27 protein-coding genes and 1 riboswitch are annotated in these 21,795 nt (G+C 77.5%); of the genes, 19 read left to right on the top strand and 8 right to left on the bottom strand.

Annotation, left to right across the window (positions count from 1 at the left end):
* Nucleotides 1-44 precede the first annotated feature (44 nt).
* On the bottom strand, nucleotides 45-602 hold the full coding sequence (def, locus tag BLR12_RS03005; RefSeq protein WP_091374288.1) for a peptide deformylase: 558 nt from the start codon (nucleotides 600-602) through the stop codon (nucleotides 45-47).
* Between the two features lie 44 nt (nucleotides 603-646).
* Here def and BLR12_RS03010 point away from each other — a divergent pair, with 44 nt between their 5' ends.
* From BLR12_RS03010 to BLR12_RS03025, 4 genes are all read left to right on the top strand, one after another.
* On the top strand, nucleotides 647-1,603 hold the full coding sequence (locus BLR12_RS03010; protein ID WP_091373219.1) for a cobalamin biosynthesis protein: 957 nt from the start codon (nucleotides 647-649) through the stop codon (nucleotides 1,601-1,603).
* Nucleotides 1,604-1,825: 222 nt separating this feature from the next.
* Nucleotides 1,826-2,563 carry an ANTAR domain-containing protein gene (locus tag BLR12_RS03015; protein WP_091373222.1) on the top strand — a complete coding sequence of 246 codons (738 nt, stop codon included), beginning with the start codon at nucleotides 1,826-1,828 and terminating at the stop codon, nucleotides 2,561-2,563.
* 113 nt (nucleotides 2,564-2,676) lie between these two features.
* Nucleotides 2,677-3,336, top strand: a complete 660-nt coding sequence (locus BLR12_RS03020; protein WP_091373224.1) for a lysophospholipid acyltransferase family protein — start codon at nucleotides 2,677-2,679, stop codon at nucleotides 3,334-3,336.
* Complete coding sequence (locus tag BLR12_RS03025; RefSeq protein ID WP_091373227.1) at nucleotides 3,333-4,883, top strand: cobyric acid synthase; 1,551 nt, start codon at nucleotides 3,333-3,335, stop codon at nucleotides 4,881-4,883. Before BLR12_RS03020 ends, BLR12_RS03025 begins: the two co-directional genes overlap by 4 nt.
* Here the strand turns inward: BLR12_RS03025 and BLR12_RS03030 are convergent.
* On the bottom strand, nucleotides 4,870-5,259 hold the full coding sequence (locus BLR12_RS03030) for an acyl-CoA thioesterase (protein WP_091373231.1): 390 nt from the start codon (nucleotides 5,257-5,259) through the stop codon (nucleotides 4,870-4,872). The genes BLR12_RS03025 and BLR12_RS03030 overlap by 14 nt on opposite strands.
* A gap of 33 nt (nucleotides 5,260-5,292) precedes the next feature.
* On the opposite strand from BLR12_RS03030, the gene BLR12_RS03035 reads away from it, so the two are divergent.
* Both BLR12_RS03035 and BLR12_RS03040 read left to right on the top strand, forming a co-directional pair.
* Nucleotides 5,293-5,892 (top strand): MSMEG_1061 family FMN-dependent PPOX-type flavoprotein, encoded by a 600-nt coding sequence (locus BLR12_RS03035; protein WP_091373233.1) that lies wholly within the window; start codon nucleotides 5,293-5,295, stop codon nucleotides 5,890-5,892.
* A gap of 94 nt (nucleotides 5,893-5,986) precedes the next feature.
* Nucleotides 5,987-6,412 (top strand): VOC family protein, encoded by a 426-nt coding sequence (locus BLR12_RS03040; protein ID WP_091373235.1) that lies wholly within the window; start codon nucleotides 5,987-5,989, stop codon nucleotides 6,410-6,412.
* Between the two features lie 175 nt (nucleotides 6,413-6,587).
* On the opposite strand, the gene BLR12_RS25000 is transcribed toward BLR12_RS03040, so the two are convergent.
* Nucleotides 6,588-6,722, bottom strand: a complete 135-nt coding sequence (locus tag BLR12_RS25000) for a hypothetical protein (RefSeq protein ID WP_255363256.1) — start codon at nucleotides 6,720-6,722, stop codon at nucleotides 6,588-6,590.
* A gap of 222 nt (nucleotides 6,723-6,944) precedes the next feature.
* Between BLR12_RS25000 and BLR12_RS03045 the strand changes: the two genes are divergently transcribed.
* Nucleotides 6,945-7,478 carry a type II toxin-antitoxin system PemK/MazF family toxin gene (locus BLR12_RS03045; protein ID WP_218120515.1) on the top strand — a complete coding sequence of 178 codons (534 nt, stop codon included), beginning with the start codon at nucleotides 6,945-6,947 and terminating at the stop codon, nucleotides 7,476-7,478.
* Nucleotides 7,479-7,529: 51 nt separating this feature from the next.
* Nucleotides 7,530-8,255: a class I SAM-dependent methyltransferase gene (locus BLR12_RS03050; protein ID WP_091373237.1), complete on the top strand. Its 726-nt coding sequence runs from the start codon at nucleotides 7,530-7,532 to the stop codon at nucleotides 8,253-8,255.
* On the opposite strand, the gene BLR12_RS03055 is transcribed toward BLR12_RS03050, so the two are convergent.
* The 5 genes from BLR12_RS03055 to BLR12_RS03075 all read right to left on the bottom strand — a co-directional run bounded on the left by BLR12_RS03055 (nucleotide 8,225) and on the right by BLR12_RS03075 (nucleotide 11,015).
* The gene (locus tag BLR12_RS03055; protein ID WP_091373241.1) at nucleotides 8,225-8,695 is read right to left on the bottom strand and encodes a hypothetical protein; all 471 of its coding nucleotides are present in this window, start codon (nucleotides 8,693-8,695) and stop codon (nucleotides 8,225-8,227) included. The genes BLR12_RS03050 and BLR12_RS03055 overlap by 31 nt on opposite strands.
* A gap of 104 nt (nucleotides 8,696-8,799) precedes the next feature.
* Nucleotides 8,800-9,075, bottom strand: coding sequence for a hypothetical protein (locus BLR12_RS03060; protein WP_255363257.1), 276 nt, complete (start codon nucleotides 9,073-9,075; stop codon nucleotides 8,800-8,802).
* A gap of 48 nt (nucleotides 9,076-9,123) precedes the next feature.
* A complete protein-coding gene (locus BLR12_RS03065; RefSeq protein ID WP_091373245.1) occupies nucleotides 9,124-10,185 on the bottom strand; it encodes an AbrB family transcriptional regulator in 1,062 nt (353 codons plus the stop codon).
* A gap of 75 nt (nucleotides 10,186-10,260) precedes the next feature.
* Nucleotides 10,261-10,554, bottom strand: coding sequence for a transcriptional regulator (locus tag BLR12_RS03070; protein WP_091373247.1), 294 nt, complete (start codon nucleotides 10,552-10,554; stop codon nucleotides 10,261-10,263).
* Nucleotides 10,551-11,015 carry a hypothetical protein gene (locus BLR12_RS03075; RefSeq protein ID WP_091373250.1) on the bottom strand — a complete coding sequence of 155 codons (465 nt, stop codon included), beginning with the start codon at nucleotides 11,013-11,015 and terminating at the stop codon, nucleotides 10,551-10,553. Before BLR12_RS03075 ends, BLR12_RS03070 begins: the two co-directional genes overlap by 4 nt.
* Before the next feature lie 105 nt (nucleotides 11,016-11,120).
* Nucleotides 11,121-11,191, top strand: a riboswitch (cobalamin riboswitch).
* A 60-nt stretch (nucleotides 11,192-11,251) separates the two neighbouring features.
* Between BLR12_RS03075 and BLR12_RS03080 the strand changes: the two genes are divergently transcribed.
* From BLR12_RS03080 to cobA, 11 genes are all read left to right on the top strand, one after another.
* Nucleotides 11,252-13,294 (top strand): putative cobaltochelatase, encoded by a 2,043-nt coding sequence (locus BLR12_RS03080; protein ID WP_091373253.1) that lies wholly within the window; start codon nucleotides 11,252-11,254, stop codon nucleotides 13,292-13,294.
* A 3-nt stretch (nucleotides 13,295-13,297) separates the two neighbouring features.
* Nucleotides 13,298-13,912, top strand: a complete 615-nt coding sequence (gene cobO / locus BLR12_RS03085) for a cob(I)yrinic acid a,c-diamide adenosyltransferase (RefSeq protein ID WP_091373255.1) — start codon at nucleotides 13,298-13,300, stop codon at nucleotides 13,910-13,912.
* The gene (locus BLR12_RS03090) at nucleotides 13,909-15,330 is read left to right on the top strand and encodes a cobyrinate a,c-diamide synthase (RefSeq protein ID WP_091373258.1); all 1,422 of its coding nucleotides are present in this window, start codon (nucleotides 13,909-13,911) and stop codon (nucleotides 15,328-15,330) included. The genes cobO and BLR12_RS03090 overlap by 4 nt, the downstream gene beginning before the upstream one ends.
* Entirely contained in the window at nucleotides 15,317-15,997 is a 681-nt protein-coding gene (locus tag BLR12_RS03095) for an energy-coupling factor ABC transporter permease (protein ID WP_091373259.1), read from the top strand. Before BLR12_RS03090 ends, BLR12_RS03095 begins: the two co-directional genes overlap by 14 nt.
* Nucleotides 15,994-16,299, top strand: coding sequence for an energy-coupling factor ABC transporter substrate-binding protein (locus tag BLR12_RS03100; protein WP_091373262.1), 306 nt, complete (start codon nucleotides 15,994-15,996; stop codon nucleotides 16,297-16,299). Before BLR12_RS03095 ends, BLR12_RS03100 begins: the two co-directional genes overlap by 4 nt.
* Nucleotides 16,300-16,375: 76 nt before the next feature.
* Nucleotides 16,376-17,125, top strand: a complete 750-nt coding sequence (gene cbiQ, locus BLR12_RS03105; protein WP_091373265.1) for a cobalt ECF transporter T component CbiQ — start codon at nucleotides 16,376-16,378, stop codon at nucleotides 17,123-17,125.
* Nucleotides 17,122-17,961: an energy-coupling factor ABC transporter ATP-binding protein gene (locus BLR12_RS03110; RefSeq protein ID WP_091373268.1), complete on the top strand. Its 840-nt coding sequence runs from the start codon at nucleotides 17,122-17,124 to the stop codon at nucleotides 17,959-17,961. Before cbiQ ends, BLR12_RS03110 begins: the two co-directional genes overlap by 4 nt.
* On the top strand, nucleotides 17,958-18,299 hold the full coding sequence (locus tag BLR12_RS03115) for a cobalamin biosynthesis protein (RefSeq protein WP_091373271.1): 342 nt from the start codon (nucleotides 17,958-17,960) through the stop codon (nucleotides 18,297-18,299). The genes BLR12_RS03110 and BLR12_RS03115 overlap by 4 nt, the downstream gene beginning before the upstream one ends.
* On the top strand, nucleotides 18,296-19,372 hold the full coding sequence (gene cobC, locus BLR12_RS03120) for an Rv2231c family pyridoxal phosphate-dependent protein CobC (protein WP_091373274.1): 1,077 nt from the start codon (nucleotides 18,296-18,298) through the stop codon (nucleotides 19,370-19,372). Before BLR12_RS03115 ends, cobC begins: the two co-directional genes overlap by 4 nt.
* Nucleotides 19,373-19,380: 8 nt before the next feature.
* Complete coding sequence (gene cobT / locus BLR12_RS03125) at nucleotides 19,381-20,499, top strand: nicotinate-nucleotide--dimethylbenzimidazole phosphoribosyltransferase (RefSeq protein ID WP_255363258.1); 1,119 nt, start codon at nucleotides 19,381-19,383, stop codon at nucleotides 20,497-20,499.
* Nucleotides 20,499-21,758, top strand: a complete 1,260-nt coding sequence (gene cobA, locus BLR12_RS03130; RefSeq protein WP_091373276.1) for a uroporphyrinogen-III C-methyltransferase — start codon at nucleotides 20,499-20,501, stop codon at nucleotides 21,756-21,758. Before cobT ends, cobA begins: the two co-directional genes overlap by 1 nt.
* The last annotated feature ends 37 nt before the right edge of the window (nucleotides 21,759-21,795 follow it).

Genomic DNA, 21,795 nt, shown 5'->3' on the forward strand with positions numbered 1-21,795 from the left:
CTCCTCGCTCGCTGGCGCTCGCTGCGATGCTCCCGCGGCCGTCGTCACGCCGGCAGCTCCCCCGCCGGTCCGGCGGCCTCGGCGAGCAGGCGCTCCCGCAGCTCCCCGGGCAGCCGGTCGACGTAGACGGTCCCGTCGAGGTGGTCGACCTCGTGCTGCAGGCAGCGGGCGGCCATCCCGGTCGCCTCGATCGACACCGGCGCACCCGCCACGTCGACGCCGTCCACCCGCGCGCGGAAGGCCCGCGGCAGCTCGGCGTACGGGCCGGGCACCGACAGGCAGCCCTCGTCGGTGACCTCCTCGGCCGGCTCGCCCTCGCGCGGCCCGAGCACGGTGAGCCCGGGGTTCACCACGTAGCCGACGACGTCCTCGCCGTCGGCGTCCGGGCAGTCGATGACGAAGACCCGCGCGTCGACGCCGATCTGGTTGGCGGCCAGGCCCACCCCGTCGGCGGCCTCCATGCTGGCGAACATGTCGAGGACCAGGCGGCGGAGGTCCCGGCCGAACTCGGTCACCGGCGCGCACGACCGGTGCAGCACCGGGTTGCTGCCGTAGGTGACGATCGGCCGGGCGACGCCGCTGTAACGGCCGGGCAGGCGCATGACCACCGATCCTAGGGACGGCGCCCCGGCAGCCGGTTGGCACGATGTCCGCCGTGCTGCTCCCGCGCGACCTGCCGACCGCCGCGGGGCTCGCCCTCGGCGCCGCCGCCGACCTGCTGCTGGCCGATCCCCGGCGGTGGCACCCGGTGGCCGGTTTCGGGCAGGGGGCCGCCGCCCTGGAGCGCCGGCTCTGGCGCGACTCGCGCGCTGCCGGCGCCGTGCACGCCGGGCTGCTGACCGGCGCGGCGACCGGGTTGGGCGCCGTCCTCGACCGGGTCACCCGCGGCCGCCCGGTCCCCCGGACGCTGGTCACCGCCGTCGCCACCTGGGCCGTGCTCGGCGGCACCTCACTGGGCCGCGCCGGGACGGCGATGGCACGGACGCTGGACGACGGGGACCTGCCCGCCGCCCGCGCGCTGCTGCCCACCCTGGCCGGCCGCGACCCCTCCGGGCTGGGCGGGGACGAGCTGGCCCGGGCCACCGTCGAGTCGGTCGCGGAGAACACCTCCGACGCCGCCGTGGCGCCGCTGGTCTGGGGCGCGCTCGCCGGGCTTCCCGGGCTGCTGGGGTACCGGGCGGTCAACACCCTCGACGCCATGGTGGGCCACCGGTCGCCGCGGTACGCCCGCTTCGGCTGGGCGGCCGCCCGCACCGACGACGTCGCCAACTGGCTGCCCGCCCGGCTCACCGCGGCGCTCACCGTGGCCACCGCCCCGGTGGCCGGGGGATCGGCGCGCGGCGCCTGGCGGACCTGGCTCCGGGACGGCGCGGCGCACCCGTCGCCCAACGCCGGCCGCTGCGAGGCGGCGCTGGCCGGCGCACTGGACCTGCGGCTGGGCGGCCGCAACGTCTACGGCACCCGGGTGGAGGACCGCCCGGCGCTCGGCAGCGGCCGCTCCCCCACGGCCGGCGACGTCCCCCGGGCCGTGCGGCTCTCCCGCACGGTGTGGACGGCGGCCGCCGCACTGGCCGCGACCGCCCGGGCGCTGCCCCGCTGCTGACTCCCCGTTGCTGCCCGGACCCGTTCCGTAACGGTCTGGGAGCGGCGCACCGGGACACGCGGAGGCGGCGCCGACGGGCGTGCGTGTCGCGGCGGAACGTCGTACGGTCCTGGGAACGGAGTGGCCGGTGACCTGCGGGTCACCAGTGAACCGCGGTGGTCGAACACACGGCACGCGGCGCCCCGGCCAGGTTCGGCCCGGCAGCAACCCCGTGGAGTCGACATGACCACGACCCCGTACCCGACGCTCCCCCGCAGCACGGCCTCCAGCGCCCGTCCGGCACCGCAGCCGGCACGCCCCGCACCGTCCGCCCGGCGGCTGGCCGGCCGCTACCGGTACGACCGGGGGGCCGACACGTGGACCTGGTCCCCGGAGATGTCCGTGCTGCTCAACCTCGCCCCCAACGGCGCCCACCCGTGCACCGAGCTGCTGGTCCGGTCCCTGCACCAGGGCGACCGGCCGCGCGCCCTGGACGCGATCGCCGGCGCCTGCGCCACCGGCGCGCCCTTCGCCCTGCGGGTGCGGCTGGGCAGCCGCGGCGGCGGGGAGCGTCCCGCCGTCCTCGTCGGCGAGCCCGTCCTGGACGCGGCCGGGGCGGTCGACGCCCTCGAGGGCGTGCTGGTCGAGGTACCCCCGGAGCCGCGCCCGCCGGCGTCCCCCGCGGGTTCCGCCGACGCCGGGGCGGACCGGGTCACCGCCCTGGAGACCGAGGTGAGCCAGCTGCGCACCGCGATGAGCAGCCGGGCCGCCATCGAGCAGGCCAAGGGCATCCTCATGCTGATCACCAGCTGCGGTGAGCAGGTGGCCTTCGACCTGCTGGCGCACATCTCGAGCAACTCCCACCGCAAGGTGCGCGACGTCGCCGTGGCCATCGTCGAGTCGGCGGCCGGGCACGCCGGGCTGCCCGAGGACATCCAGGCGCTCGTCCGCGACGTCTGCCCACCCCGGCCGCACCACTAGGACACGCCAGGCGCGCCGTGCGCCCCGGGAGCGGACCGCTCCCGGGGCGCACGGGATGATGCCGCTGTCGCCGGTGGCCGCCGGCGGTCCCCGACCCGAGAGGGGAACGCGGCGTGCTCTACCTGGTCGTCCGGTTCCTGCTGCGCCCGTTGTTCCGCATCGCCTTCCGGATGCGCGTCACGGGGCGGGAGAACGTGCCGCTCACCGGCCCGGTGATCCTGGCGAGCAACCACCTGTCGTTCATCGACAGCATGGTGATCCCGCTGTCGGCACCGCGCCGCGTGCACTACCTGGCCAAGGCGGAGTACTTCACCGGCCGCGGCGTCGGCGGCTGGCTCACCCGGACGCTGTTCACCGCGCTCGGTGCGATGCCGGTGCAGCGGCAGACCTCCCGGGCCGCGCAGGAGGCGCTGGACACCGCGCTGGCCGTGCTGCGCCGCGGCGAGGGCTTCGGCATCTACCCGGAGGGCACCCGCTCGCGCGACGGCCGGCTGGCCCGCGGGAAGACCGGGGTCGCCTGGCTGGCGCTCACCGCCGACTGCCCCGTCGTCCCGGTGGCCGTGCACGGCACGGACAGGGTGCAGCCGGTGGACTCCCGGTGGCCGCGTCCGCACAAGGTGTCGGTCACCTTCGGCGAACCGCTGACCTTCCCCGAGCAGCGCGGGATGGCCCGCAACGGCCGGGCCCGCCGGGTGGTGACCGACCGGATCATGGAGGCGATCGCCGAGCTGTCGGGCCAGGAGAAGGCCGGCTGGGGGCAGCCGGCGGCATGAGCGGGGCCATTCCGCGGCGCCCGGCCTCCGGCGGCGCCCTGCTCGTCGCCGGGACGACGTCGGACGCCGGCAAGTCGGTCGTGACCGCCGGCATCTGCCGCTGGCTGGTGCGCCAAGGGGTCTCGGTGGCCCCGTTCAAGGCGCAGAACATGAGCAACAACTCGGTGGTCACCCCGGACGGCGCGGAGATCGGCCGGGCGCAGGTGATGCAGGCCGCGGCCGCCCGCGTCGCACCCGAGGCGGCGATGAACCCGGTGCTGCTCAAGCCCGGCGGCGAGGACTCCAGCCAGGTCGTCGTCCTGGGCCGGGCGGTCGCGGACGTGACCGCGCTGTCCTACCGGCCGATGAAGGCCGCGCTGCTGGAGCAGGTGCTCGCCAGCCTCGCCGACCTGCGCTCCCGGTTCGACGTGGTGGTCTGCGAGGGCGCCGGCTCCCCCACCGAGATCAACCTGCGCGCCGACGACATCGCCAACATGGGCCTGGCCACCGCCGCCGGGCTGCCGGTGGTCGTCGTCGGCGACATCGACCGCGGCGGGGTCTTCGCCGCCCTCTACGGCACCGTCGCGCTCATGCCGCCGGCCGACCAGCGCCTGGTCGCCGGCTTCCTGGTCAACAAGTTCCGCGGCGACGTCCGGCTGCTGCGGCCCGGCGTCGACCGGCTCACCGCGCTCACCGGCCGCCCGACCCTCGGCGTGCTGCCGTGGCTGCCCGGTGCCGCGCTGGACGTCGAGGACTCCCTCGGCATCCCCACCGGCGTCTCCTCGGCCGGCCCGCCGCACGGCGAGGACGCGCTGCGGGTCGTCGCCGCCCGGCTGCCGCGGCTGTCCAACTCCACCGACCTCGACGCGCTGGCCGCCGAGCCGGGCGTGCTCGTCCGCTACGCCACGCGGCCGGAGGAGCTCGCCGACGCCGACCTCGTCGTGCTGCCCGGCACCCGCGCCACGGTGGCCGACCTCGGCTGGCTGCGCCGCACCGGCCTGGCCGACGCGGTCGCCCGGCACGCCGCCGCGGGCCGGCCGGTGCTGGGCATCTGCGGCGGCCACCAGATGCTGGCCCGCACGATCACCGACGACGTCGAGTCACGGGCCGGCACCGTGCCCGGGCTCGGCCTGCTGCCCGCCGACGTCCGCTTCGCGCCGGACAAGACCCTCGGCCGCCCGGTGGGCACGGCGCTCGGGCAGCAGGTGCGCGGCTACGAGATCCACCACGGCGTCGTCACCGTGGACTGGGCCTGCGACCACCCTCCCGCCGAGCCGTTCCTCGACGGCGCCCGCGCCGGCTCGGTCTTCGGCACGACGTGGCACGGCGCGCTGGAGGACGACGGCTTCCGCCGGGCGTTCCTCACCGAGGTCGCCCGCGTGGCCGGGCGCCGCTTCCGGCCGGCGCCGGACACCGACTTCGCCGCCGTCCGGGAGCGGCGGCTGGACGCCCTCGGCGACCTGGTGGCCGAGCACGCCGACACCGACGCGCTGTGGCGGCTGGTCGAGGAGGGCGTCCCGGCCGGCCTGCCGCTGCTCCCGCCCGGGGACGCGCTCAGCCCTCGGTGAGTGCCGCCCGGACGTCGTCCGGCCAGGGAGTGGAGCGCCCGTCGGCGATGCCCACGTAGGTGTTCCGGACGACGCAGCAGACCCGCTCGCCGACGCGCACGGTGAACCGCACGGCCACGCTGGTGCGGCCCACCTCCTCCGTCTCGGCGTCCACGGCGACGGTGTCGCCCCACCGGGCCGACGACGACCACTCCAGGGAGCTGGCCTTCACCACGGGCTCCACCCCGCGGGCCACCAGCTCGTCCCAGGGCAGGCCGCGCGACGCCCACCAGAGGTTGGAGGCCTCGTCGGCCCAGGTCAGGTAGTGGGCGTTGAAGACCACGCCCTGCTGGTCGCACTCGACGTACCGGACCGGGGAGCTCCACTGCGCGGGCACGGAGGGCCACGCTAGCCGGGCTACGGTGCACCCGTGGAGACCGCTGCCGACGTCCTGGCCGGCTACCGACCGCCTTCCCAGCTGGTGCAGGACAAGGTGATCGACCACCTGGACCGGCACTGCCGGGCCTTCATCGCGCTGTCGCCGTTCGCCACGCTGGCCACGGCTGCTCCCGACGGCTGGCCGGACGTCTCCCCGCGGGGTGGTGACCCGGGGTTCGCGAGGGTGCTCGGCGAGCGGACGCTGGCCCTCCCGGACCGGCAGGGCAACAACCGGGTGGACGGTCTCCGCAACGCCGTGGGCAACCCGCGCGCCGCCCTGCTGTTCTTCGTGCCCGGTGTCGAGGAGACCCTCAAGGTCTTCGGGACGGCGACCCTCGTCGGACCGGACGACCTCGGCGTGGACCTGACCGAGTTCGGCCGCCCGCCGCGGTCGGTGCTGGTGCTGACCGTCGAGCGGGCGTACTTCCAGTGCGGCAAGGCGGTCATGCGCTCGGGGCTGTGGGACGCCGACCGTCAGGTGGAGCGCTCGGCCTTCCCGTCGCTGGGCGAGGTGCTGCGCGACCACTGCGGGCTGGACACGCCCCTGCCCGGACAGGCGGAGATGCGCGCCGAGCTGGCGACGGAGCTCTGACGGAGGACCTCCCTGCCCCCCACCGTTCGCCGGCTCACGACGGGTCCGGGCAGGGAGGTCGGAACCCGTCAGCGGTGTGCCCTACCGTCCGCGCATGGCCACCGATGTCCAGGTCGTAGTCGACTCCGCCGACCCGCACGGGCTGGCCGACTGGTGGGCCGAGGCCCTCGGCTGGCAGGTCGAGCAGCAGGACGAGGCGTTCATCCGCCGCATGGTGGAGACGGGCGCGGCGACCGAGGCCGACACCACCACCTACCGCGGTGCGCTGGTGTGGCGGTCGGGCGCGGCGCTGAACTCCCCCGATCCCGGCCGCCCCCGCGTGCTGTTCCAGCGGGTGCCCGAGGCCAAGACGGTCAAGAACCGCGTGCACCTCGACCTGCACGTGGGCCCGGGACGGCGCGAGGACGAGGTCGCCCGGCTGGTGCGGCTCGGCGCGACCGAGCTGCACCGGGGCGCGCAGGGGCCGTACGAGTGGGCCACGCTCGCCGACCCCGAGGGCAACGAGTTCTGCGTCGCCTGACAGACGACCCCCTGTGCCCCGCCGCTAGCAGGCTCGCACCAGGCCCCGTCCAGAGCTCGTCGCCGGCCCCGTCCGGGGCACCGCCCCGAGCGGAGCGAGGGGTGGGGAGGACGGGGTCCTCCCACGGTGAGGCGGACGGGGTCCCGCTGCCTGCAGAGGGCCCGCCCTGCGGGGGCTACCCGGCGCGCAGGTCGCGGGCGAGCCTCCGGTAGGCGACCGTGCGTTCGGCCAGGGCCCGGCGGCGGGACCGGCTGCGGCGGCCGGCGCCCAGATAGCGTGCGTCCTCCACGAGCTGGAAGGCGGCGAGCACGCTCGCCTTCACCTCGCGCCCCCGCGGCGAAGCAGGGGGAAGCGGCTCAGCCGAGGTCATGACGACCCCCCTCTCCCGGGGATGGCTGCGCCCCGCCCCCGTGTGGACATGGTGCCCTGTTCTCGGCCGGTCGAACCGCCGGCGTGACGAATTGGTGCCTGTGTGTCACGTGGGACACACGAGGTCCGCGACACCCCCCGGCGTGGCCCGTAGCGTGCGGGGATGGCCCGCCTCTCCCTGTCCCGGGTGCTCAGGTCGCTGGTGCGGACGGCCATGGGGCCGGCCGACCCCCCGCCGGCCGACTCCCCGCCCGTCGCCGCCGACCGCGGCACGCCGGCGCGCGGCGTCCGCGACCTCGCCGGCGGCCTCGCCGGCGTCGACCTCGTCCACCGCCCCGAGGACGACGGCGACCCGGACCCGGGCGAGGTCGTGTGGGCGTGGGTGCCCTACGACGAGGGCGACGGCCGCGGCAAGGACCGCCCGGTGCTCGTCGTGGGCCGCCGCGGCGCCGACCTGGTCGGCCTGCTGCTGTCCAGCCAGGACCACGACCGGGACGCCGCCGACGAGGCCCGGCACGGCCGCCGCTGGATGGACGTCGGCCGCGGCGGCTGGGACCCGCGCGGACGGCCCAGCGAGGCGCGGCTGGACCGCCTGCTCCTCCTGCCGCCCGGCACGGCCCGCCGTGAGGGCGCGGCGCTGGACCGCGCGGTCTTCGACGACGTGGTCGCCGCGGTGCGGGCGCTGCACCGGGGCTGACCCTCGGCACACCGGTCGACCGCACGGCTCCCGGGGAGCAGGCTGCGCCGGGTGGACGCCGCTGAGGTCTTCTGGGCCCTGCACGGCGACCTGCCCCGCGAGGGCGTCGGCTCGGATGCGACCACCCGGACCCTGCTCGGCCTGGCCGCACCGCTGCCGCCGTCCCCCCGCGCCCTCGACGTGGGCTGCGGCCCCGGGCGGGCGTCGCTGGTGCTGGCCGGCGCCGGGGCCCGGGTGACCGCCGTCGACCTGCACGAGCCCTTCCTGCGCCGCACCCGCGCCGCGGCGTCGGCCGCGGGGCTCCCGGTCGCCGTCGTGCGGGCGTCGATGACCGCGCTCCCCCACCCCGACGGGGCGTTCGACCTGCTGTGGTGCGAGGGCGCGGCCTACCTGATGGGCGTGGACCGCGCGCTGCGGGAGTGGCGGCGGCTGCTGCGACCGGACGGGGTGCTGGTGCTCACCGACGCGGTCTGGACGACGGCCGGCCCCTCCGAGGAGGCCCGCGGGTTCTGGGCGGCGTACCCGGGGATGCGCGACGAGGCGGCGCTGGTCACGGCGGCCCGGGCGGCCGGGTACGACGTCCTGGCCACGCACCTGCTGCCCGACGGGGACTGGACCGACGAGTACCACGGCCCGCTCGCCGCCGCGGTCGACGCCTGGCCGGACCCGGACGCCGCGACGGCGGCGGTCCTGGCCGAGGTGCGCCGCGAGGTCGAGGTCCGGCGGGCGCACCGCGACGAGTTCGGCTACCTGGCGCTGGTGCTGCGCCGGCGGTGAGCGACCGCGGCCACCCCGGTCTCCCGGTGCAGCCGTCGCTTGGCGACGGCGATGGGCAGCTGGCCGACGAGGGCAGGCAGCACCCACCACACCGGATCACCGGTGGAGACGACGAGAGCGCCCGTGACCAGGGCGATGTACGAGCCGCCCAGCAGGTGCGGCTGCAGGCTCCGCCAGTGCGGCCAGTCGCGCACCCCGGCCAGCGCGCCGGCTCCCGCCAGTCCCCCGGTCAGCACGGCCACGGGCAGCAGCCAGGCCAGTCCCGGCGCCGTGACGGCCAGGACCGCGCCGCTCCCGGCGACCGCCGCCACCGCCAGCAGGTAGGCCCGCGCCAGGCCGTCGCCCCGGCGTCCCCGCAGCCGGACGGCGAGCCAGAGCGGCCCGCTGAGCAGACCGGCCACGCCGGCCGCGACGTGCAGCCACAGCACGGGGTCACGCACGGACGTCGTCCTCGGTCACCCCCCGACCGTGGCCGCCGGGGCATCCCCCGCGCCAGTGCCGTCCGTCAGGCCTCGGGGGTGACGGACGCCAGGAGGTGCCGGGCTCACTCGGCGACGGACTGGTCCCGCGCCGGCTGCCGCGGCCGCAGCGTGTAGACCCCTGCCTGCGGGCCCAGCGGGGTCAGGTCGTAGCGGTGCACGACCTTGGGGCCGCCGTGCAGGTGCACGTGGGTGACGGTCGGCAGGGGCTCGCCGTGCCGCGCCTCGCGGATCTCCACCCGCCCGTCGAGCGGGCCACCGACGTACAGCAGCACCGCGTCCTGCGCGCCGGCGTCCGTGCCGGTCGTGTCCTCGGACAGCTCCCTCACCTCCCTGGGCACCCGGTCGAGGGTAGGCGCGACCGGCGGCCGCGGCGCGGTGCGCGGGGATCAATCGGCCCCGGTACGGCGCAGCCAGCGCGCCAGCAGCGGCGCGGACAGCAGCATCACGAACAGCCGCAGCACCTGCACGGCGAGCACGAAGGTGGCGTCGGCGCCGCTGTCCTGCGCGGTGGCGAGCACCGCGTAGAGCCCGCCGGGCGTGGTGGCGAGGTAGGCGTCCAGCGCGCCGGCCCCGGTGGTGGCGACCAGCACCGCACCCAGCCCGGCGCAGGCGGCGACCAGGCCGAGGATGGCGACCAGCGCCAGCGGCAGCGCGCGGCCGATGGTGCGCAAGCTGTCGCGGTCGAAGGCCAGCCCGACCATGAGCCCGATGACCAGGAAGGCCCCGACCGCCAGCGGGGCGGGCACCGACGCCCCGCCCGAGAGCCCGCCGAGGTCGAGGCCGGCCGCCACGAGCATCGGCCCGAGCAGCGCCGGCACGGGTATCCGCAGCAGGCGGGCCAGCGGGGCACCGGTCAGCAGGCAGACCGCGGCGAACAGCAGCCCCGCCGGCCACCCGGGCCCGGCGTCGTCCACCGTCGTCCCGCCGGCGCCGGGGTCGGCCCCGAAGACGGCCGTCGCGGTGACGGGCATGAGGACGACGATCAGCAGCACCCGCAGGTACTGCAGGACCGCGACCATCCGGTCGTCGGCGCCCAGCTCCCGGGACATCGCGGTGATGCCCGAGGCGCCGCCGGCGACCATCGCGAACGCGCCGGTGACCGGGCTGACGCCGGGCTGCAGGCGCATGAGCAGCCCGGCCAGCACGCTCAGCACGAGGGTGCCGACCGTGACCAGCAGGACCGGCAGCCAGTCGCGGCCGATCGCCTCGAGGGTCTCCAGGTCGACCAGGGCGCCGATGGAGACGCCGATCAGCCCCTGGGCCGCCGTCGTCGCCGGCTTCGGGACGACGAGCCGGCGGCGGCCGGCCAGCCCGCGCACCAGCCCGGCGAGCAGCCCGCCGAACAGCGACGGCGAGGGCAGGTCGAGGACGTCGAAGGCGAGGGTGGCGGCGAGCGCGCCGGCCACGACGAGCGCCGCGTCCGCGACCCGAGCCGCCCGTCCTGCCACGCCCCCACTCTGCCCGGCCCCGCTGCAGGGTCCCGCCGCGAGCCTGCGAGTGGTGGGGGGCAGCGGGGTCCTCTTTCAGCCGCCGGTGATGCGGCGCAGCTCGGCGACGTGCGCGGCGAACGCGGCCCGGCCCTGCTCGGTGAGCGCGAGGCTGGTGCGCAGCCGGGAGGCGCGGGTGGCCTTGCGGACCCGCACGTAACCGGCCTCCTCGAGCTGCTTGACGTGCTTGGACAGCACCGAGTCGCTGACACCGACGGTGTCGCGGACGGCGGCGAAGTCCATCGTGTCGACCGCGGCCAGCAGCCCGCAGACCTGCAGCCGGGGTGGCGGGTGGATGACCGCGTCGAAGCGCGGCGCGACCGCGGTCACAGCCCCTCGCGCAGCTCGGCGACGTAGATGCGCGTCCACCACCGGTTCACGGCGTACAGGACGACGGCGATCACCGCGCCGCCCACCACCATGGCCCCGCGCAGGTCGAGCAGGTACTCGGCGACCGCAGCGGCGCAGAGCAGGACCGCGTAGGCCGCCAGCCAGACGTGGATCGCCCGCCGGGTCGCCCCCTTGCGGAAGCCGTTGACCCACACCCCGGTGAGGCGCTGGTAGAGCACCTTCATGCCGCCGAGGCCGAGGAGGAACACGGCGACCGCGGGCAGGGTCACCCAGTTGCTGCGCGCCGAGTAGGAGCTGAGCAGGCCGAAGACCAGCAGGCTGAGCAGCGCGTCGTACCACCACGGCACGAGGACGCGCTCGGCCAGCGCGGTGCGGTCGGCCCGCAGGGAGGACAACTCCGCCTCCGCGGCGGCGCGGTCGTCGAGCTCATTGCTTTCCATGACGGAAAGAGTGCACCGCGACTTTCCGATCCGTCAAGAGACGAGGCGGGGTGTCACCCGGAGGGGCCGCCGTGGTCTGATGGCGCCGCCACAGCGACGGCAGTGGAGGAAGCCCGGTGCGACTCCGGCGCGGTCCCGCCACTGTGAGCCGGCACCCGCCGGTGAGCCAGGAACTCCCGCCGTCGCCTCCTGCCACCTCCGGGCGTGGACACCCGGGGAGAGGACACGTGCCACACGTGAGCTATCCCTTCGGCGCCGTCGTCGGCATGGACGACATGCGGCTCGCCCTGCTGCTCAACGCCGTCTCCCCCGCCGTCGGCGGCGTGCTGGTGCGCGGCGAGAAGGGGACGGCGAAGTCGACGACGGTGCGCGCGCTGGCCGCCGTCCTGCCGCCGGTGGACGTCGTCCTCGGCTGCCGCTTCGCCTGCGACCCCGCCGCCCCGGACCCCGCCTGCCCCGACGGCCCCCACGATCCCGGCGCGCCCGGGCACACCCGCCCCGCCCGGCTGGTCGAGCTGCCGGTGGGCGCCTCCGAGGACCGCGTCGTGGGCTCGCTGGACCTGGAGCGGGCGCTCACCGAGGGCGTGAAGGCCTTCGAGCCCGGGCTGCTGGCCGCCGCGCACCGCGGGGTGCTGTACGTCGACGAGGTCAACCTGCTGCACGACCACCTGGTCGACCTGCTGCTCGACGCCGCGGCGCTGGGCACCGCCTACGTCGAGCGCGAGGGCGTCTCGGTGCGGCACGCGGCGCGCTTCCTGCTGGTCGGGACGATGAACCCCGAGGAGGGCGAGCTGCGCCCGCAGCTGCTGGACCGGTTCGGGCTGACCGTCGAGGTCGCCGCGCCGCGGGACCCGGCCGAGCGGGCCGAGGTGGTGCGCCGCCGGTTCGCGTACGACGCCGACCCGGCCGGGTTCGCCGCGACGTGGGCCGCCGAGGAGGCGGGGCTGGCCCGCCGGATCGCCGAGGCCCGCGCCCGGCTGCCGCACGTCGTCCTCTCCGACGGCGCGCTGCGCCAGGTGACCGCGGTGTGCGCCGCGTTCGACGTCGACGGGCTGCGCGCCGACCTGGTCACCGCCCGCGCCGCGATCGCGCACGCCGCCTGGTGCGGCCGCGACGAGGTCACCGAGGACGACGTCCGGGTCGCCGCCCGGCTCGCCCTGCCGCACCGCCGGCGCCGCAACCCCTTCGACGCGCCCGGCCTGGACGACGACACCCTCGAGCAGGCGCTGCAGGACGCCCGCCCCGAGGACGACGGCGACCCGGACGAGGGCGACCCGGACGAGGGCGACCCGGACGACGACGGCGGCGGGGGCGGCACTCCCCCTCCCCCGTCGGACGGCGGCGGCCCGGACGACCATTCGCGCGCGGAAGGCGACGGCCCCGCGCCCGAGGACGGCCAATATCGCGATAATGGCAGCCGGGAGGCCGAGACAGGTCAGGCGCCCGAGCGGGCCGCGGTCGCACCCGCCGACCCGTTCCGCGCCCGCCGTCTCGAGGTGCCCGGCATCGGCGCGGGCGTCGCCGGCCGGCGCTCCCGGGCCCGCGGCGACCGGGGCCGCGTGGTCGGCGCGACCCGGCCCACCGGCGCGGTCACCCGGCTGCACCTGACCGGCACCGTGCTCGCCGCCGCACCGCACCAGGTCGCCCGCGGGCGCACCGGCCCCGGCCTGCGGATCGCCCGCGAGGACCTGCGCCAGGCCACCTTGGAGGGCCGCGAGGGCAACCTCGTGCTCTTCGTCGTCGACGCCAGCGGTTCGATGGGCTCCCGGGCGCGGATGGCCGCGGTGAAGGGCGCCGTCCTGTCGCTGCTGCTGGACGCCTACCAGCGGCGGGACAAGGTCGGGCTGGTCACCTTCCGCGGCACCGCCGCCGAGCTCGCACTGCCGCCCACCTGGTCGGTCGAGGCCGCCGCGGCCCGGCTCACCGAGCTCCCCACCGGCGGGCGCACCCCGCTGGCCGCCGGGCTGCTGCGGGCGCACGACACGCTGCGGGTGGAGCGGGTCCGCGATCCGCAGCGCCGTCCGCTGCTCGTCGTCGTCACCGACGGCCGGGCCACCGGCGCTCGCGGCGGTGACCACCTGGGCGAGGCCCGGCGGGCGGCCGGCCTGCTCGCCGCGGGCGACGTCACCAGCGTGGTGGTCGACTGCGAGTCCGGCCCCGTCCGGCTCGGCCTGGCCGGTGCCCTGGGGACGGCGCTCGGCGCGCAGACGCTGCGGCTGGAGGAGCTGGCCGCCGAGTCGCTCGCCGCGACCGTCCGCAGCGTGCGAGAGGCGGCCTGACCCGTGCCCCAGGGACAGGTCGCGGTCACCCCGCAGGACGGCCTCACCACGCGGCAGCGGCGCAACCGGCCGCTGCTCGCCGTGCACACCGGTGAGATGAAGGGGAAGTCCACCGCGGCGTTCGGCATGGCGATGCGGGCGTGGAACCAGGGCTGGTCGATCGCGGTCTACCAGTTCGTCAAGAGCGCCAAGTGGAAGGTCGGCGAGGAGAACGCGCTGACCGCGCTGGGCCGGCTGCACGCCGAGACCGGCGAGGGCGGGCCGGTGGTCTGGCACAAGATGGGGTCGGGCTGGAGCTGGTCGCGCCGCCAGGGCACCGAGATCGACCACGCCGGGGACGCCGCCGAGGGCTGGGCGCAGATCAAGCGCGACCTGGCCGCCGAGGCACACCGCTTCTACGTGCTCGACGAGTTCACCTACCCGCTGAAGTGGGGCTGGGTGGACGTCGCCGAGGTGGTGGAGACCCTGACGAACCGGCCGGGCAGCCAGCACGTCGTCGTCACCGGCCGCGACGCCCCGCCGGCGCTGGTCGAGGCCGCGGACCTGGTCGTGGAGATGACCAAGGTCAAGCACCCGATGGACGCCGGCCAGAAGGGCCAGCGGGGGATCGAGTGGTGAGCCCCGGAGGCGCCTTCCGCGCGCGGAAGGCACCCAGCGAGGTCCCGCGCGTGGTGGTCGCCGCGCCGTCGAGCAACGCGGGGAAGACGTCGGTCGCCACCGGGCTGGTCGCCGCGCTGACCGCCCGCGGGCTGGCCGTCTCCCCGCACAAGGTCGGCCCGGACTACATCGACCCCGGCTACACCGGCCTGGCCGCCGGGCGGCCCGGGCGCAACCTCGACCCGGTGCTGGTCGGCGAGGAGCGCGTCGTGCCGCTGTTCCTGCACGGCGCGCGCGACGCGGACGTCGCCGTCGTCGAGGGCGTCATGGGCCTGTTCGACGGCGCGACGCGGCCGGGCCTGGAGCCGGGCTTCGCCTCCACCGCGCACGTCGCCCGGCTGCTGCGGGCGCCGGTGGTGCTGGTCGTCGACGCGTCGGCCCAGGCGCAGAGCGTCGCGGCGCTGGTGCACGGCTTCGCCACGTTCGACCCGACGGTGCGCCTCGGCGGGGTGGTGCTCAACCGGGTCGGCAGCGACCGGCACGAGGAGATCCTCCGCGACGCGCTGGGCGGGTCCGGGGTCCCGGTGCTCGGCGCGGTCCGCCGGCTCACCGAGCTCGGGACGCCGTCCCGGCACCTCGGGCTGGTGCCCGCCGCCGAGCGGTCGGCCGAGGCGCTGGCCACCGTCGGCCGGCTCGGCGAGGTGGTGGCCGGCGCGGTCGACCTGGACGCCGTCCTGCGGCTGGCCCGCACGGCGCCCGTCCTGGACGCCGTCCCGTGGGACCCCGCCGCCGAGGTCTCCCGGGTGGAGAGCCGGCCGCGGATCGCCGTCGCCGGCGGCGCGGCCTTCACCTTCGGCTACGCGGAGAACACCGAGCTGCTCGAGGCCGCCGGCGCCGAGGTGGTGACCGTCGACCCGCTGCGCGACGAGGCCCTGCCCGAGGGCACCGCGGGCCTGGTGGTCGGCGGCGGGTTCCCCGAGGTGCACGCCGCGGACCTCTCGGCCAACGGGACGCTGCGCGCCGACATCGCCGCGCTCGCCGCCCACGGCGGGCCGGTCGCCGCCGAGTGCGCCGGCCTGCTCTACCTGGCCCGCAGCCTGGACGGCGTCCCGATGTGCGGGGTCCTGGACACCGACGCGGTGATGTCCGACCGGCTGACCCTGGGCTACCGGGAGGCCGTCGCGCTCAGCGACTCGGTGCTCGCCCCGGCCGGCACCCGGGTGCGCGGCCACGAGTTCCACCGCACGGTCGCCACCCCCGCCGCCGGGCCCGCACCGGCCTGGCGGTGGCCCGGTGGCGGGCCGGAGGGGTTCGTCTCGGGCGGCGTGCACGCGTCCTACCTGCACCTGAACTGGGCCGGGTCCCCGGCCATCGCCGAGCGGTTCGTGGCCGCCTGCGCGGCGACCGTCCGGGAGGGGGCGCGGCATGCACATCGCTGAGGGGTTCCTGCCGGTGACGCACGCGGTCGGCTGGACGCTGGCCGCCGCACCCTTCGTCGTCCACGGCGCCCGGCGGGTCGTCGTCGAGGTGCGCGAGCGGCCGGAGAGCACGCTGCTGCTCGGCGCGGCCGGGGCGTTCACCTTCGTGCTCAGCGCGGTCAAGCTGCCCTCGTTCACCGGCAGCTCCAGCCACCCGACCGGCACCGGTGCCGGCGCCGTGCTGTTCCGGCCGCCGGTGATGGCGCTGCTGGGCACGGTCGTGCTGCTGTTCCAGGCGCTGCTGCTGGCCCACGGCGGGCTGACCACGCTGGGCGCCAACGCGTTCGCCTTCGCCGTGGTCGGGCCGTGGGCCGGCTACGGGGCCTACCGGTTCACCCGCCGCCTGGGCGGCGGGCTGCTGGCCGGCGTGTTCGCCGCGATGGTCCTCGCCGACCTCGCCACCTACGTCACGACGGCGACCCAGCTGGCCCTCGCCCTGCCCGACGCGGAGACCGGGGTCGCCGGCGCGCTGGTCAAGTTCCTCGCGGTCTTCGCGCTCACCCAGGTGCCGCTGGCCCTCGGCGAGGGGCTGCTGGGCGTGCTGCTGTTCCGGGCGCTCACCGCCAACGCCCGCCCCGAGCTGGAGCGCCTCGGCCTGCTGGCACCCGCGCCGGAGCCGGCCAGGTGACCGGATCGAGGCTGGTCACCGCGCTGCTGGTCCTCGGCGTGGTCGCGCTGGTCGCGCTCCCGCTGGTGCTCGACGGCGGGACGTCGGAGTTCGCCGGCACCGACGCCGCGGCGGCCGAGCTGGCCGAGGCGCAGGGCGCGCAGCCGTGGTTCGAGTCGGTGTTCTCCCCGTCGTCGGCCGAGGTGGAGTCGGGGCTGTTCGCGCTGCAGGCCGCGCTCGGCGGCGGCGTGCTCGGCTATGTGCTCGGCCGGCTGCGCGGCCGCCGACTGGCCGAGCGGGCACGGGAGGACGGCGGGACGTGAGCGAGCTCGCGAGGTCACGCACGGACACGGCAGCGGCGGCCGCCACGGGCCCGACGAGCGCCGGCGAGGAGAGCCCGTGAGCGGTCTCGCCGTCGACGACGCGGCCTGGGCCAGCGCCTGGCGCCACCGTTCCCCTGCCGACAAGCTGCTGCTCAGTGGCGGGCTCGTGGTGTGCGCCCTGGTCCTGCCCGCCTGGCCCGGCAGCGTGCTGGTCGGGCTCACCGCGGTCGTCCTCGCCCTCGGCCCGGCGCGGGTGCCGGCCCGCACCTTCGGCCGGGCGGTGCGCTGGCCGCTGGCGTTCATCGCCGTCGGCGCGCTGACCTCGGTCGTCACCGTCGGCACCGGCGGTCTCGGCTGGGCGCCGGACGCCACCGCCCGCGCCGGCTCGCTGGTCGGCTCCGCGCTCGCCGGGAGCGCCGCCGTCCTGCTGCTGGCCACCACCACCCCGATGTCGGACCTGCTGCCGGCCCTGCGCCGCCTGCGGGTCCCGGCCGCCGTCGTCGAGGTCGCGTCCGTGACCTACCGGCTGCTGTTCGTGCTGCTGGACAGCCTGCGCACCGTCCGCGAGGCGCAGACCGCGCGGATGGGCTACTCGACCGCCGGCCGCGGCTGGCGCTCGTCGGGCGCGCTGGCCGCCGCGGTGCTCACCCGCTCCTGGGACCGCGCCCGCCGCATGCAGGAGGGGCTCGCCGGCCGCGGCATGGAGACCGGGCTGCGGGTGCTGCCCGAGGTGCTGCCGTCGTCCCCGGGGTTCCGGGCCGCCACCGTCACCGGGCTGGCGGCGCTGGTCTCGCTGAGCCTCGTCGTCGCGGGCGCCGCCGCATGAGCCACCGCACGCTGACCGCCGACGGGCTGGTCGCCGGCTACGAGCGCGGTCGCCGCGTGCTCGACGGCGCCTCGCTCACCGTCCCGGCCGGGCGCCGGCTCGCGCTGCTGGGCGCCAACGGCTCGGGCAAGACCACCCTGCTGCGCTGCCTGTCCGGGGCGCTGGAGCCGGTCGCCGGCACGGTCGCGGTGGACGGCGAGCGGCTGCGGCACACCCGCGGCGGCCTGCGGGCCCACCGGCAGGAGGTCCAGCTGGTGCTGCAGGACCCCGACGACCAGCTGTTCAGCGCCTCGGTCGCCCAGGACGTCTCCTTCGGCCCGCTCAACCTGGGCCTGCCCGAGGACGCCGTGCGGGAGCGCGTGGCCGAGGCACTGGACCTGCTCGGCGTCGGGCACCTGGCCGGCCGGCCCACCCACCAGCTGTCCTACGGCGAGCGCAAGCGGGTCGCGATCGCCGGCGCGGTCGCGATGCGGCCCTGCGTGCTGCTGCTCGACGAGCCGACCGCCGGCCTCGACCCGTCGGCGGTGACCGAGGCGCTGACCGCGCTGGAGCGGCTCCGGGCGTCGGGTTCGACGGTCGTCATGAGCACCCACGACGTCGACCTCGCGCTGCGCTGGGCCGACGACGTCGCCGTCGTGGTCGACCGCGCGGTGGTGCAGGGCGCGCCCGCCGAGGTGCTGGCCGACGACGCGCTGCTCGTCCGCGCCCGCCTGGACCGCCCGTGGGCGCTGACCGTCGGTGCCCGGCTGCGCGCGCTCGGCCTGCTCCCCGACGGCGCGCTGCCCCGCGACGCCGGCTCGCTGCTGGCCGCGCTGCCCGAGGGGGTGGCCCCGTGATCGTCGGCGTGGGCGCGCGGCCGGGGGTGAGCGCCGCCGAGGTGCTGGTCGCGGTGGACGTCGTCCTGCCCGCCGGCGCCGAGGGCGTGCGGCTGGCCACCCTCGACGCCCGGGCCGCCGAGCCCGGCCTGGTGGCCGCCGCCGCCGCCCGGGGCTGGCCGCTGACCGGGCACCCCGCGGCCGCGCTGGCCGCCGTCCCGGTGCCGTCGCCGTCCGCACGGGTGGCCGCCGCCGTCGGGACGCCGTCGGTCGCCGAGGCCGCGGCGCTGCTGGACGGCGGGACGCTGCTGGTGGGCCGCACCGTCGTCGGCCGGGTGACCGTGGCAGTCGCCTCGTGACCCTCGACCACGACCTGGACCACCACGGGGACGCCGACCTCGCCCCCGGCCTGGTCGACCTCGCGGTCAACGTCCGCGCCGGGACACCGCCGCCGTGGCTGCGCGCCGTCCTGCACCGGGCCCTGGACGACGCCGCCGCCTACCCGGACGCCGGCCCCGCCCGCGCCGCGGTCGCCGCCGCGCACGGCCGTCCCGTCGAGGAGGTGCTGCTCACCGCGGGCGCCGCGGAGGCGTTCACCCTGGTCGCGCGGGCGCTCACGCCCCGCCGGGCGGTCGTCGTCCACCCGTCGTTCACCGAGCCGGAGGCCGCCCTGCGTGCCGCCGGGCAGCCGGTCGAGCGGCTGCTGCTGGAGCCGCCCGGGTACCGGCTGCGGGAGGTGCCGGAAGACGCCGACCTGGTGGTGCTCGGCAACCCGACCAACCCGACGTCGGTGCTGCACCCGCACGCCGCCGTGGCCGCGCTGGCCCGCCCCGGCCGGGTGCTGCTGGTCGACGAGGCGTTCGCCGACACCGTGCCCGGCGAGCCGGAGTCGCTGGCCGGGCGCCGCGACCTCCCCGGCCTGCTCGTGGTGCGCAGCCTGACCAAGACCTGGGGGCTGGCCGGGCTGCGGGTCGGCTACGCGCTCGGACCGCCGGACCTCCTGGCGGCGCTGGCGGCGCAGCAGCCGCACTGGCCGGTGTCGACCCCCGCGCTGGCCGCGCTGGCCGCCTGCACCACGCCGGCCGCCCGGGCCGAGGCCGAGGCGGCGGCGCGGGAGCTGGGGGCGAACCGGACCGCGCTGCTGGCCGCGCTGCCGGCGAGGGCCGAGGTGGTCGGGACGCCGCGGTCGTCGTTCGTCCTGCTGCGGGTGCCCGACGGCGCGCGGGTGCGGGCGGGGCTGCGCGAGCGGGGCTGGGCCGTGCGCCGCGGCGACACCTTCCCGGGCCTGTCCCCCGACCACCTGCGGGTCGCCGTCCGCGATCCGGCCACCTCGGTGGCCTTCGCCGCCGACCTCGCTGCCATCCTGGACCGCGCGCTCCCCACGACACCGGCGTCACGGGACCTGCCCCGCATCCCCGAGGAGATCCGCTGAGCCGCCCCATGACCCCACCCGACGCCACCCCGGCGCCCCCCGCCGCGCCCTTCGCCGGCACCCTGCTGGGCGAGACGATCGCCGCGGTCGCACCGCGCGACGCCGCAGCCGAGCGCGCCGCCCGCGAGCGGCTGGACCGGATGACCAAGCCGCCGGGCTCGCTCGGCGTGCTCGAGGACGTCGCCGCGCAGCTGGCCGGCACCGCCGGCACGTGCCCGCCGCCGCTGCCCACGCCGGCCGCGGTCGCGGTCTTCGCCGGCGACCACGGCGTCCACGCCCAGGGCGTCACGCCCTGGCCGCAGGAGGTCACCGCGCAGATGGTGGCCAACTTCGCCCGCGGCGGTGCGGTGGTGAACGCCTTCGCCGCCCAGCTCGGCGCGGACGTCGTCGTGGTGGACGTCGGCGTCGCCACGCCGTACGCCGTCGAGCCCAGCCCCGCGCTGCTGTCGCGCAAGGTGCGGCCGGGCACCGCCGACCTCGCCGTCGGCCCGGCGATGACCCTCGACGAGGCCCGGCGCGCGGTGGAGGTCGGCATCGGGGTGGCCACCGAGCTGGCCCGCGAGCACGGCTGCCTGGTCACCGGCGACATGGGGATCACCAACACGACCGCGTCGGCGGCGCTGGTCTGCGCGTTCACCGGCGCGAGCCCGGCCGAGGCGACCGGCCGCGGCACCGGGGTCGACGACCCGACGCTGGCCCGCAAGGTCGACGTCGTCGGTCGCGCGGCCGCCCGCCTGCCGGATCGGCCCGCCACCCCCGAGGCGGCGCTGGCAGCGCTGGCCGAGGTCGGCGGCCTGGAGCACGCCGCGCTGGCCGGCTTCGTGCTGGGTGCCGCGGCGGCGCGGGTGCCGGTGCTGCTGGACGGCGTGATCGCGGGCTCGGCGGCGCTGGTCGCGGCGGCGCTGTGCCCGCCGGCGCTGGAGCACGCGCTGGCCGGCCACACCTCCGCCGAGCCGGGGCACGCCATCGCGCTGCGGGCGCTCGGCCTGCGCCCGCTGCTGGGACTGGACCTGCGCCTCGGCGAGGGCACCGGCGCGCTGCTGGCGCTGCCGCTGGTCGCCAGCGCGGCGCGGGCGCTGCGCGAGGTGGCGACGTTCGACTCCGCCGGCGTGACCGAGAAGGCGTGATGCGACCGACCCCCGTCGATCCGGCGAGCGGCGTCGTCTACCCCGTCGGCCTGCGGCTGCTCGACCGGCGGGTCGTCGTCGTGGGCGGCGGTCAGGTGGCCCACCGCCGCGTGGCCGGCCTGCTGGAGGCCCGCGCCCGGGTCACCGTGGTCAGCCCCGAGGTGACCCCGGCGCTGGAAGCCCTCGTCGGTCCCGGCGCGGTCGCCTGGGTGCGCCGTCCCTACGAGCCGGGGGACCTGGACGGCGCCTGGTACGCGGTGGCCGCCACCGACGACCCGGCGGTCAACGCGGCGGTGGCCGACGAGGCCGAGGGGCTGCGGGTGTTCTGCGCCCGGGCCGACGACCGGGCGGCGTCCAGCGTGTGGACACCGGCCGTCGGACGCCAGGGCGACCTGGTCGTCGGCGTGCACGGCGGGGGCGACCCGCAGCGCGCGGTCGGCGTCCGGGACGCCGTGGTCGCCGGGTTGACCGACGGCAGCATCCGCGACCACGCCGGCCGGGAGGTGCCCGGCGGTCGGACCGGCTCGGTGGTGCTGGTCGGCGGCGGCCCGGGCGATCCGGGGTTGATCACCGTGCGCGGGCAGCAGGCGGTGTCCCAGGCCGACGTCGTCCTCGCCGACCACCTCGCGCCGCAGTCGCTGCTGGCCTCGCTGCCCGCGGAGGTCGAGGTCATCGACGCCTCCAAGCTCCCCCGCGGCCGGTACATGGCCCAGGAGCAAATCAACGCGCTGCTGGTCGAGCACGCCCGGGCGGGGAAACGGGTGGTGCGGCTCAAGGGCGGTGACCCGTTCGTCTTCGGCCGGGGCATGGAGGAGCTCGAGGCCTGCGTGGCCGCCGGCGTCCCGGTGGAGGTGGTGCCCGGCGTGACCAGCGCGATCGGCGTGCCGGGACTGGCCGGCATCCCGGTCACCCACCGCGGGCTGACCCACGAGTTCGTCGTCGTCTCCGGCCACGTCCCACCGGGTCACCCGCAGTCGCTGGTCGACTGGGCTGCGCTCGGCCGGCTGCGCGGGACGATCGTCGTCCTCATGGGCGTGGACACCGCCCCGGCGATCGCCGCGGCCCTGGTCGAGCACGGCCGGGCGCCCGAGACACCGGTGGCCGTCGTCGCCGACGGGTCCACGCCGACGCAGCGCACGGTGCGCACCACGCTGGCCGGCCTGGCGAAGGCCCTGGCCGACGAGGGCATCCGCCCGCCGGCCGTGTGGGTGGTCGGCGAGGTCGTGCGGCTGACCGCGGAGGCCGGCCAGCGCCGCTGAGCCGCCGTCGCCAGGTGCCGCCGGGCGTTCCCGCGGG

This window comes from Geodermatophilus sp. DSM 45219, from assembly GCF_900104025.1.
GTDB lineage: Bacteria > Actinomycetota > Actinomycetes > Mycobacteriales > Geodermatophilaceae > Geodermatophilus.